Source organism: uncultured Shimia sp. (assembly GCF_947498095.1).
Lineage (GTDB): Bacteria > Pseudomonadota > Alphaproteobacteria > Rhodobacterales > Rhodobacteraceae > Shimia.
Genome location: NZ_CANMJE010000027.1, coordinates 1 through 10,737 on the forward strand (window position 1 = coordinate 1; position 10,737 = coordinate 10,737).

Genomic DNA, 10,737 nt, shown 5'->3' on the forward strand with positions numbered 1-10,737 from the left:
CGCGTCCGGTACTTCATGATCAACACTCCATCTTTCCAAAAGATTAAAGTGTTACGTCGACCCGTTGAAACCGCCGGGACAGAGTTACCGTTCGCCAAGCTATTTTTAATGGCGGCCACACTAACCAAGAACTGCTGTGTTTTTGTTGTCTGACGCTTGGCGAAAGTTCACAGTTCTGATTTAGGATTGGAGAAATTTACACGACTGGCTTCGGAAGCAGAGCAAGAAATGCTAACAAATCTTGACTCAACGGAACTGACTGAATTTCGCCGTGAAATTCACCGGCACCCAGAACTATCTGGGGAAGAAGTGGAAACAGCAACTAAAATTACAGATGTACTAAAACTGCTCTCACCATCTCGTATCTTGACTGGATTAGGCGGCCATGACGTGGCTGCTGTTTTTGACAGTGGTGAAGAAGAACCAACTGTCCTTTTCCGTGCCGAGCTTGACGCGCTACCAATTGAGGAACGTAATGAAATTGCTTGGTCGTCGCAGAGACACGGAAAGAGCCATGTTTGCGGCCACACGGCCATATGGCAACGCTTCTAGCGCTAGGTCGGATGATTTCTCGTCGACCAGTCGCACGAGGACGTGTCGTTCTTATGTTCCAGCCTGCAGAGGAAGATGATAGCGGCGCTAAAGCTGTGGTCGCCGATCCTGCATATCAAGAAATCCAAGCATACTGGGCGTTTGCTATTCATATCGAATCTGGACGGCCTTTCGGATATGTCTCTACTTGTGCTGGGTTGATTAACTGCGCTTCATGTGGACTTAGGCTGAGTTTCATGGGCAAAACCGCCCATGCAGCCGACCCAGAGGATGATGTTTCCCCGCTTCTGGCTATTGCGGAGTTGATCCCCAAGTTGGATGCTTTGGGGCAAGGTGGATCGCTTGACGATGATTTCCGGCTAGTGACGATTACCTATGTAAAGATTGGCGAACCCTCATTTGGCGTAGCACCTAGCGAGGGAGAGATTTTCGCCACATCGCGGACAACAGACGACGCGGGCATGGAAACAGCCGCCCGCTCGCTTGCCATCACCGCGGCAGAGAGATTTGGACTTAGCGTGGATATTGAGGTGTGCGACAGTTTTGCAGCTTCAATCAATGATCCAGATGCCTACGACATGGCAACAAAAGCCATGGATGCTATCGACGCAGTCTATTGCGATGAGGGTGTTCCTATGCGCGCATCAGAAGATTTCGGCGTGTTTGGGTGGAACGCTAAAGCAGCAATGCTATGCTTGGGACCGGGTGAAAACTATGCAGCTCTGCACAATCCAGATTATGACTTTCCTGATGACTTAATCCCCATCGGCAGCGCAATTTTTGAGCGTATTGCACGCAGTATCTTGGGGACAGCCTGACACTATTTCGGACTAGGCTGACGCCAAAGCCTACTTTCGTTGCAGCATAGAGAATTATCAGAGTGGGATGATAGCCGACATTCACCTGAAGAACAGCCGCTTTCACCGGATTTTTTTTCCAGAGCGCGGCCATTCCACTTTTTGAGCCCGCCTGCCTAGCTGGCGGGCAACACGTGATCCATGTATTTCTTGCGCAGGGTCAGTTTGGACACTTTGCCCGTGGCCGTAAGTGGCAGTTCGTCTTCGAACACTACATCGTCCGGCAATTGCCACTTGGCAAAATGCTCTTCCAGCAGCGCCATCAACTCGGACACCTCAGGTTTGCCCTCAGGCGACGGCACCACTATCAACAGTGGGCGTTCGTCCCATTTCGGGTGCGGCACTGCGATCACGGCGCACATGGCGACTTTGGGGTGCGCCATCACAGTGTTCTCGAGGTCCAGAGAACTAATCCATTCACCGCCGGACTTGATCAGGTCTTTGGCGCGATCCGTGATTGTCAGATAGCCGTCGGTGTCGATGGTCGCTACATCTCCGGTGCCGAACCAACCATCAGCATCAAACGCATCGGCATTGGCCTCGTCATTGTTGAAATATCCCGAGGTGATAGTATTGCCGCGCACATACAGCTCGCCTGCAGCCTCACCATCGTGGGGCAACCGCACGCCGTCTTCGTCCACGATCTTGAGGTCCACACCAAAGACTCGCCGCCCCTGCTTGCCTTTCAAGGCCACCTTTTCATCCATCGAAAGATGGTCCAGATGCACAGGCAAATTGCCTTGGGTGCCCACGGGGCTCATCTCGGTCATGCCCCATGCATGGCACACATTGACGCCGCGCTCTTCAAAATCACGGATCATACTGGCGGGCGCGGCTGATCCACCGACCACCATATCGCCAAAGCCTTTGGGCAACCGCCCCTGATTGGCAATTTCGCCCTGAAGGCCAAGCCAGACAGTGGGCACGCCCCAGGCCGAGAAAACCTCTTCATTGTTCATCAGCCGGAAAATACTTTCCCCATCCAATGCCGCGCCAGGAAAGATCAACGATGCGCCGGTCAAGGGCGCCGCATAAGGCAGACCCCAGGCGTTGACATGGAACAATGGCACAACGGGCAGGATCTTTTTGCCTGGCTGCAGCGCGGCAGGCAAAGACACGGCCGTTAACAGCGCATGCAGGACAGTAGAGCGATGCGTATAAAGCGTGCCCTTGGGGTTTCCGGTTGTACCAGAAGTATAGCAAAGCCCGGCAGCAGTTTCTTCGGGGAAATCGGGCCAGTCATAGCTGTCGGACTGTCCTTCAAGCAGGTCTTCGTAGCACAGGTAATCGCCTTCGGGCATATGGGCGCGGTCGGTCATGACGACCACCTTCAAACCCTTGGGCCAGTGGTCCCGCAACGCCGCAACAATCGGCACAAAGGTGGTGTCGACAAACAGCATCGTGTCCTCGGCATGGGTCACGATATAGGTCATCTGTTCTGCCGACAGACGTGGGTTGATCGTGTGACAGACGCAGCCAATGCCCGAGATTGCATAGTAGAGCTCAAAGTGGCGATAGCCGTTCCAGGCCAGCGTCGCGATGCGATCACCCAGCTTGGCGCCTTGCGCTTCTAGCCCATATGCCAACTGTGCCACGCGGCCCGCCGTTTCAACATAGGTTGCGCGGTGAATATCGCCTTCGGTGCGCACCGAGACAATCTCACCCGATGGGTGCGTTTCAGCAGCAAATTGCAATATGTCCGCCACTTTGAGCGGGCGCATCATCATTGACCCCAGCATATGTGGATCTCCCTGTCCGTGTATTTCCCTTACCCACCAGACTAGGCCGGGACTGTCATTGCGCAACAGAATTCTTGCTTGTAGTGACGTCTCGATCTGTTTCATTGCGCACAAGTCGCGTTCGGCTGAGCACATTCAGTGCCATTGCGCAAAGTCGCACGGGACCTAGGTTATGGTTTGAAAGGAGACATCTCATGTCGATCAGACCCGTTCTTGAACAGCGCAAGGCCCAGCCCACTATGGAGGGCGCAGGGGTGCATTTGCATCGCGCCTTTGGGTTTTCTGACCCCGAAGAGCTGGATCCGTTCCTAATGATGGATCACTTTCGCAACGATGACCCAGCCAAATACAAGGCCGGGTTCCCGTGGCATCCGCATCGCGGCATTGAGACCATCACCTATGTACTGTCCGGTGCGATCGAACATCAGGATAGCCTAGGCAATACCGGCAATCTTGGCGCAGGCGACGTGCAATGGATGACGGCCGGATCAGGCATCCTGCATCAGGAAATGCCCAGCCCAGATGCGCGAGGCGTAAATCACGGCTTTCAGCTTTGGGCGAACCTGCCACGAGATCTCAAGATGACCGACCCGCGCTATCAGGATGTGACCGCGGGCGAAATTCCAGAGATCATCGATGATGACGGCACCAGGGTGCGGATCGTTATCGGGAATTTCTGGGGCAAGACCGGTCCGGTCGACGGCATCGCCGCGGACCCGATGTTCCTGGACATCACTGTGCCTGCGGGCGTGAAAAAGACGTTTCCAGTCGACACCTATCGTCGAGCCTTTGCCTATGTCTTTGAGGGCGAAGGCGCTTTTGCAGATGCCAGCCAACCCACTGGCGTTTTGTTGGAAAAAGAAGTGGGCGGAGAAGAGTTGAACATTCGCGACCTTTCAGGGGATCGCACTTTGGTGCGCTTTGGCACTGGCGACGAGGTCACGGTACAGGCCGGGGAGCGCGGTCTGCGCTTTTTGTTGATCGCGGGGCAACCTATTCAGGAACCCGTGGCCTGGCACGGTCCAATCGTGATGAACACACGTGAGGAATTGCAGCAGGCTTTCGCCGATCTTAGAAACGGCATCTTCATCAAGCCGGCACACTAGCGACCTGGGCAGGAGGGGCGCCGCCCCTCTTGGCCGTGCGGCCAATTCACCCCGGGATATTTGAGGTCAAAAGAAGCGGTGGGACCACCCTATTTTTTCTCAGGCGGCAACGGCCTTGCGTACCATGTCCCAATAGACCTGCTCGACTTCGCCCAGCGAGAGACGGCCGCCTTCACGGAACCATGTGTTCACACCGGTCAGCATAGCAATGACCGCCAGCGTTGCGACTTTGGTATCCGGCACGGCGAGGCTGCCTTCGGTTTGGCCATCCTGCAAGATGCTCTCAAGTGCATCTTCGTACTGACGGCGCAATCCTTCGATCACGGCAAAGTTCTCAGGCGTCAGATTGCGCAATTCCATATAGGCGATGAACACTTCGTCCGGACGAGCCGAATGGAACCGGATGTGAAAGCGCGTGAAGGCTTCGAGCCGTTCCAGCGCTGTTCCGCCTGTGGGTTCATCAGTGCGCGCAGCCATGAGGTCAGTCATATGTGTCTGCATGAGGTCAAACAGCAGGCTTTGCTTGTCTGGCGTGTAGTTATAGAGCGCCCCTGCCTGAACCCCGACCTCGCGCGCAATCTGGCGCATGGACACGGCGGCATAGCCGTGGCGGGCAAACAGGCTCAGCGCCGCTGTGCGTACACGCGGCCCGGTAATATCAGAATGTGATCCTGCGGTTCTTGCCATGACTAAAGCGTAACTGAACAGGTGTTCTTTTAAAACCCCTGCTTGCCTGTTTCACCGGACTGAGGCAAAAAGGAACAAACGGTGAGGCCGAGCCATGAAACTACTCTTTGTCAGCCTTATGTGCCTGTCGATTGCGGCCTGCGCGACCTTCCCGGTTGTTGATGAGCGCACAAAGAACGATGTGGCCGCGGAAAGCTATCTGGAGATGGTGCCGCTGGAGACCATCCTGCAGCCCCCAGAAGCCCGTCTTGAAGAGACCAGCGAAGAGCAGCTGGAGGGCCGTATCAATGGTCTGAAACAGCGCGCGAAGATCCTGCAAGAGCAAGAGGTGGAGTAACTCCGCCTGTCGTCCCGCTCTAAATACCCCCAAATTGCCAATCCGACCTGCACGGCGCGTTGCACCCATCTCGCGAAGACGCTACACGGCATGGGAATAAGAAACTCATAAGGATGTGACAATGACCAGCCCCTTGCGTCTTGGCATTGCCGGATTGGGCACCGTTGGTGTCGGTGTCGTGAAGATCGTGCGTCAAAAGGCAAACCTTTTGGCCATGCGAACCGGGCGCCCGGTTGTCATTACCGCCGTCTCGGCCCGCTCACGTGACAAGGATCGCGGTGTCAACTTGAGCGACTATGCCTGGGAAGACGATCCCGTGGCGCTGGCCACGCGCGACGACGTTGACGTGTTTGTCGAATTGATGGGCGGCGACGAAGGCCCGGCCAAAGACTCGGTTGAGGCTGCGATTGCGGCGGGCAAGGACGTTGTGACGGCCAACAAGGCCCTCTTGGCGCATCACGGTCAGGCTCTGGCAGAGGCTGCTGAGGCAAAGGGCTCGCTCCTGCGTTTCGAAGCGGCTGTCGCTGGCGGCATCCCGGTGATCAAATCGCTGACCGAAGGTCTGGCAGGCAATGAGATTACCCGCGTCATGGGCGTGATGAACGGCACCTGTAACTACATCCTGACGCGGATGCAGGATGCCGGGCTTCCTTATGACGAGGTCTTCGCAGAGGCAGACGCTCTCGGGTATCTCGAAGCCGATCCCAACCTTGACGTTGGCGGCATTGATGCGGGCCACAAACTGTCGCTCCTGTCCTCCATCGCTTTTGGCTCCCAAGTTGATTTTGACGGGGTCGAGCTGGAGGGCATCCAGCGGATCTCGATCGAGGACATCCATCAGGCCGAAGATCTTGGCTACAAGATCAAGCTCCTCGGTGTTGCACAGATGACCGGGCGCGGGCTGGAGCAGCGCATGTCGCCCTGCCTCGTGCCTGCCGACAGCCCCTTGGGTCAGCTCAAGGGCGGCACCAACATGGTAGTGATCGAAGGCGACGCGGTTGAACAGGTTGTCCTGCGCGGACCCGGCGCCGGCGAAGGCCCCACCGCAAGTGCCGTGATGGGCGACGTTCTGGACATCGCGCGCGGCCTGCGTATCTCGACCTTCGGTGTCCCCGCCAAAGAGTTGGTCAAGGCCAAGGCAGCGCAGTCAAACTCTCCTGCGCCTTACTACCTGCACCTCACACTTGAGGACAAACCTGGCGCATTGGCCAAGATCACAACTGTTCTTGGCGACAACGGCATCAGCATCGATCGGATGCGCCAAACTCGCCACAGCGACGCCAACGCTCCTGTCCTGATCGTCACACACAAAACCCAGCGCGTCGCGTTGGATGCGGCCGTGGCTGCCATGCACAAAACAGGTGTCATGGTGAACGACCCCGTCGCCCTGCGCATCGAAACCGTATGATCTGGTTCTTGTGCGCACCAGCGCACAAGACTAAACCAAAGATGAAACCACATTTCTCTCGAGGACCCATCCATGTCGCCCCAAGCCGAATTTCACGATCGTATGCTCTCGTTGGGCCTTGCCCGGGTTGCCGAACAGGCCGCATTGGCCTCGGCCCATTGGGTGGGACGCGGCGATGAGAAGGCGGCCGACCAGGCAGCCGTCAACGCCATGCGCGAACAGCTGAACCTGCTGGATATTGCAGGCGTGGTGGTGATCGGCGAAGGCGAGCGCGACGAGGCTCCGATGCTGTTCATCGGTGAAGAGGTCGGCACCGGAGACGGGCCGGGTGTCGACATCGCACTGGACCCGCTGGAAGGCACCACCCTGACCGCCAAGGATATGCCCAACGCGCTGACCGTAATTGCCATGGGGCCGCGTGGCTCGATGCTGCATGCACCAGACGTCTATATGGACAAACTGGCGATTGGTCCGGGCTACCCGACCGACGTGGTTTCCCTCGATATGTCCCCGAAAGAGCGGGTTGAGGCATTGGCCAAAGCCAAGGGCTGTAAAACCGCGGACATTACCGTCTGTATCCTTGAGCGCCCTCGTCACGACAACATGATCGCAGAAGTACGCGCAACCGGCGCGTCGATCCGTCTGATCACCGACGGGGACGTCGCAGGCGTCATGCATTGTGCTGAGGCAGATGTCACCGGCATCGACATGTATATGGGAGAAGGTGGCGCGCCCGAAGGCGTTCTGGCAGCTTCGGCCCTGAAATGCATGGGCGGGCAGATCTGGGGCCGTTTGTTGTTCCGCAACGATGACGAGCGTGGCCGCGCCGCCAAGGCGGGCATCACTGATCTCGACCGCATCTACAGCCGGGACGAAATGGTCACGCAAGACGTGATTTTCGCGGCGACCGGTGTGACCTCGGGGTCGCTGGTTGAGGGCATCAAGACCGAACCCGGCTGGGCCACCACTGAGACACTTTTGATGCGCTCAAAGTCCGGCTCGGTGCGCCGCATGACCTATCGCACCCCGGTGTAATTTGTGACACGCGCGCTGATCCTGATCGACATTCAGGAGGGGATGGATAGCCCCCTCTGGGGCGCGCGCAACAATCCAAATGCAGAAGCAAACGCGGCCTGCCTATTGGCCGCGTTTCGTGCTTCTGGCGCGGCGTTGGTGCATATTCAGCACCATTCGGCCCGCCCCAACAGCCCGCTGCATCCGGACAATGGCGGCACCCGGATCAAGACAGAGGTTGCCCCGCTGGACAATGAGACTGTGTTCTCAAAACACACCAACTCGGCCTTCATCGGCACCCCGCTTGAAAGCCACTTGAAGACCCTTGGCGTCACCGGGGTCATCATTGCCGGGCTGTCGACACCACAGTGTATTTCAACCTCGGTACGTATGGCCGCCAATCTGGGGTTTGACACATGGCTCGCCCATGACGCCTGTGCCGCTTTTGCGACCCACGCAGACTATAGCTGGTCGACAGGTGTCGCCCCGATGAGCGCACAAGCGATCCACGACAACGAGGTGTCGATCCTGCACGGCGAGTTTTGTCAGGCACGATCAACAGACGACATTCTGGAGGCCCTGGCATGACAGATTTTCTCGACGTGTCGTCGTCGATAACCGGGCGACGCTGGCTGGGACCAAGCATCGACATAGCGCGGGCGGCGGAGCTTTTGGCGCAGGAAACCACCCTGCCCCCGGCCCTGTGCCAAGTGCTGGCGCGAAGGGGTGTAGCGCCTCAGGACAGCGCCTCGTTTCTTGACCCCAAACTGGCGGATTTGTTGCCCGACCCACGCAGCCTGCAGGATATGGAGAAGGCGGCAACGCGCTTTCTGGCTGCGGTCAAAGCCCAGCAGAAAATCGCGGTGTTTGCGGATTATGACGTCGACGGTGGCAGTTCCGCTGCGCTGCTGATCACATGGCTGCGGGATATGGGAGCGGCTGCAACCCTCTATGTGCCGGACCGCATCGACGAAGGCTATGGCCCCAACGAAGAGGCGATGGCGGCCTTGGCAAAGGACCATGATCTGATCATTTGCGTCGATTGCGGCACCCTCAGCCACGGCCCGATTGCAGCGGCAAAAGATGCCGATGTGGTAGTTTTGGATCACCATTTGGGGGGCGAGACCCTGCCCCCGGCACTGGCCGTTGTGAACCCAAACCGTCAGGACGAAAGTGGCGAGCTGGCGCACTTATGTGCCGCAGGTGTCGTGTTTCTGATGTTGGTCGAGGCCAATCGCCAGATGCGAGAGGACGGCGCCAAGGGCCCTGATCTTATCTCTATGCTTGATCTCGTCGCCTTGGCCACGGTGGCCGATGTGGCGCCCTTGATTGGGGTCAACCGGGCGCTGGTGCGGCAGGGGCTGAAAGTGATGGCTCGGCGTGACCGGGTCGGTGTGGTCGCACTGGCGGACGTGGCGCGCATGGATGCCATGCCCAACAGCTATCATCTGGGATTTCTCTTGGGGCCACGTGTGAATGCAGGTGGGCGCATCGGCAAAGCCGACCTTGGGGCGCGATTGCTCAGCACGGACAATCCGCATGAAGCCGCAGCCCTTGCCGAACGGCTGGACGGATTAAATACCGAGCGGCGTGATGTTGAGGCCGCCGTCAGGGCCGCCGCCATGGAGCAAGCCGAAGACCGCGGCTTTGACGCGCCTTTGGTCTGGGCTGCGGGCGAAGGATGGCATCCCGGTGTTGTCGGCATCGTGGCCAGTCGCTTGAAAGAGGCGACCAACCGCCCGGCCATCGTGATCGGACTGGACAGCGACGAGGGCAAAGGCTCGGGTCGGTCTATCAGCGGCGTGGATCTCGGCGCCTCGATCCAGAAACTTGCCGCCGAAGGGCTACTGCTGAAAGGCGGTGGGCATAAGATGGCGGCAGGGCTCACAGTTCAGCGCGATCAGTTGGAACCCGCAATGCATCGACTGGGCGAATTGCTGGCCAAGCAAGGCGCAGGCGATGCAGGTCCAGCAGACCTCAAGCTGGACGGTATGTTGATGCCGCAGGCGGCCAGCCCGGAACTGATCGCTGACATCGATAAGGCTGGCCCCTTTGGAGCAGGTGCCCCTGCCCCAAGGTTTGCCTTTCCGGGAGTTGAGATCCGGTTTGCCAAACGGGTTGGTGACTCGCATCTGAAACTGACCTTCGGAGACGAAACCGGAGCCCGTCTCGATGCGATCTCATTCGGGGCCTACGACACACCCCTTGGCGCCCGTCTGGAACAGCATGGCGGCGCTCGATTTCATCTGGCCGGACGGTTGGAGATCAACAGCTGGGGTGGGCGCCAATCTGTGCAGCTGCGTCTGGAAGACGCCGCAGAGGCCTGAAACGGAGACACCCGTGACCACAAAGCTCAAGACCGCCGCAAGCATCGCCATGACCTTTGGCGTCGTCACGCTGATAACAGGTGGCAGCGCGTTGTTTGCAGGGCTGGACATGGGCCACGTAGTTCCCTTTGTCTTGTGGTTCAACTTTCTGGCCGGAGGCGCCTATGTTCTTGCCGGTTGGGGGCTATGGACTGCCCGCCATTGGGCCATGTGGCTGGCCGCTGCCATTGCCTTTGGAACCTTGATCGTGGCGCTTGGATTTAGCCTGCATGTTTTGCAGGGCGGCGCGTTTGAGACTCGCACGATTGTCGCTTTGATCCTGCGCGCTGGCTTTTGGCTTTGGATCTTTCGTTTGGCAAGAACAGCCTACGCAGACGAACAGACTGGTGCGACCTGAAACCTGCTGAAACGCGACCAAGCCCGTTGAGTCAAAAAATTCTTGGACTCTCAAATTTCCGCTTGCGCCGGAACGGCGCTTTGCCTAAATACCGCCTCACACTTCGGTATGGCCCGTTCGTCTATCGGTTAGGACGCCAGGTTTTCAACCTGGAAAGAGGGGTTCGATTCCCCTACGGGCTGCCACCGAAGGAAATTTCCGAACAATCGGAAAGACTTAGAACCACGCGGTTCACGTGGCCCGTTCGTCTATCGGTTAGGACGCCAGGTTTTCAACCTGGAAAGAGGGGTTCGATTCCCCTACGGGCTGCCAC

At 58.0% G+C, this 10,737-nt stretch carries 11 protein-coding genes and 2 tRNA genes; 11 read left to right on the forward strand and 2 right to left on the reverse strand.

Annotated elements, in window-relative coordinates:
• Window positions 1-156: 156 nt before the first annotated feature.
• Together Q0932_RS20610 and Q0932_RS20205 are read left to right on the forward strand one after the other, a co-directional pair.
• Window positions 157-552 (forward strand): hypothetical protein, encoded by a 396-nt coding sequence (locus tag Q0932_RS20610; protein WP_366141444.1) that lies wholly within the window; start codon window positions 157-159, stop codon window positions 550-552.
• 11 nt (window positions 553-563) lie between these two features.
• Window positions 564-1,370, forward strand: coding sequence for a M20/M25/M40 family metallo-hydrolase (locus Q0932_RS20205; RefSeq protein WP_366141445.1), 807 nt, complete (start codon window positions 564-566; stop codon window positions 1,368-1,370).
• Window positions 1,371-1,525: 155 nt separating this feature from the next.
• Here Q0932_RS20205 and Q0932_RS20210 read toward each other — a convergent pair whose 3' ends face one another.
• Complete coding sequence (locus Q0932_RS20210) at window positions 1,526-3,148, reverse strand: long-chain fatty acid--CoA ligase (protein WP_299357038.1); 1,623 nt, start codon at window positions 3,146-3,148, stop codon at window positions 1,526-1,528.
• A gap of 194 nt (window positions 3,149-3,342) precedes the next feature.
• On the opposite strand from Q0932_RS20210, the gene Q0932_RS20215 reads away from it, so the two are divergent.
• Complete coding sequence (locus tag Q0932_RS20215) at window positions 3,343-4,254, forward strand: pirin family protein (protein ID WP_299357040.1); 912 nt, start codon at window positions 3,343-3,345, stop codon at window positions 4,252-4,254.
• Window positions 4,255-4,353: 99 nt separating this feature from the next.
• Here the strand turns inward: Q0932_RS20215 and Q0932_RS20220 are convergent, their stop codons facing one another.
• Entirely contained in the window at window positions 4,354-4,941 is a 588-nt protein-coding gene (locus tag Q0932_RS20220) for a TetR/AcrR family transcriptional regulator (protein ID WP_299357042.1), read from the reverse strand.
• Window positions 4,942-5,035: 94 nt separating this feature from the next.
• Here Q0932_RS20220 and Q0932_RS20225 point away from each other — a divergent pair, with 94 nt between their 5' ends.
• The 8 genes from Q0932_RS20225 (at window position 5,036) to Q0932_RS20260 (ending at window position 10,736) form a co-directional block, all read left to right on the forward strand.
• Window positions 5,036-5,278, forward strand: a complete 243-nt coding sequence (locus Q0932_RS20225) for a hypothetical protein (RefSeq protein WP_299357044.1) — start codon at window positions 5,036-5,038, stop codon at window positions 5,276-5,278.
• Between the two features lie 121 nt (window positions 5,279-5,399).
• On the forward strand, window positions 5,400-6,686 hold the full coding sequence (locus tag Q0932_RS20230) for a homoserine dehydrogenase (protein WP_299357046.1): 1,287 nt from the start codon (window positions 5,400-5,402) through the stop codon (window positions 6,684-6,686).
• A 72-nt stretch (window positions 6,687-6,758) separates the two neighbouring features.
• Window positions 6,759-7,721 (forward strand): class II fructose-bisphosphatase, encoded by a 963-nt coding sequence (gene glpX, locus Q0932_RS20235; protein ID WP_299357048.1) that lies wholly within the window; start codon window positions 6,759-6,761, stop codon window positions 7,719-7,721.
• A gap of 3 nt (window positions 7,722-7,724) precedes the next feature.
• Window positions 7,725-8,288, forward strand: coding sequence for an isochorismatase family protein (locus Q0932_RS20240; RefSeq protein WP_299357050.1), 564 nt, complete (start codon window positions 7,725-7,727; stop codon window positions 8,286-8,288).
• Window positions 8,285-10,027, forward strand: a complete 1,743-nt coding sequence (gene recJ / locus Q0932_RS20245) for a single-stranded-DNA-specific exonuclease RecJ (protein WP_299357052.1) — start codon at window positions 8,285-8,287, stop codon at window positions 10,025-10,027. The genes Q0932_RS20240 and recJ overlap by 4 nt, the downstream gene beginning before the upstream one ends.
• Before the next feature lie 13 nt (window positions 10,028-10,040).
• Entirely contained in the window at window positions 10,041-10,424 is a 384-nt protein-coding gene (locus tag Q0932_RS20250) for a hypothetical protein (protein WP_299357054.1), read from the forward strand.
• 110 nt (window positions 10,425-10,534) lie between these two features.
• Window positions 10,535-10,609, forward strand: a tRNA-Glu gene (locus tag Q0932_RS20255).
• Window positions 10,610-10,661: 52 nt separating this feature from the next.
• Window positions 10,662-10,736, forward strand: a tRNA-Glu gene (locus Q0932_RS20260).
• Window position 10,737: the final 1 nt, after the last annotated feature.

Coding starts and splice junctions, on each gene's coding strand:
- Q0932_RS20205 (WP_366141445.1), top strand. CDS start 564: ATGATTTCTCGTCGACCAGTCGCACGAGGACGTGTCGTTCTTATGTTC.
- Q0932_RS20210 (WP_299357038.1), bottom strand. CDS start 3,148: ATGCTGGGGTCAATGATGATGCGCCCGCTCAAAGTGGCGGACATATTG.
- Q0932_RS20215 (WP_299357040.1), top strand. CDS start 3,343: ATGTCGATCAGACCCGTTCTTGAACAGCGCAAGGCCCAGCCCACTATG.
- Q0932_RS20220 (WP_299357042.1), bottom strand. CDS start 4,941: ATGGCAAGAACCGCAGGATCACATTCTGATATTACCGGGCCGCGTGTA.
- Q0932_RS20225 (WP_299357044.1), top strand. CDS start 5,036: ATGAAACTACTCTTTGTCAGCCTTATGTGCCTGTCGATTGCGGCCTGC.
- Q0932_RS20230 (WP_299357046.1), top strand. CDS start 5,400: ATGACCAGCCCCTTGCGTCTTGGCATTGCCGGATTGGGCACCGTTGGT.
- glpX (WP_299357048.1), top strand. CDS start 6,759: ATGTCGCCCCAAGCCGAATTTCACGATCGTATGCTCTCGTTGGGCCTT.
- recJ (WP_299357052.1), top strand. CDS start 8,285: ATGACAGATTTTCTCGACGTGTCGTCGTCGATAACCGGGCGACGCTGG.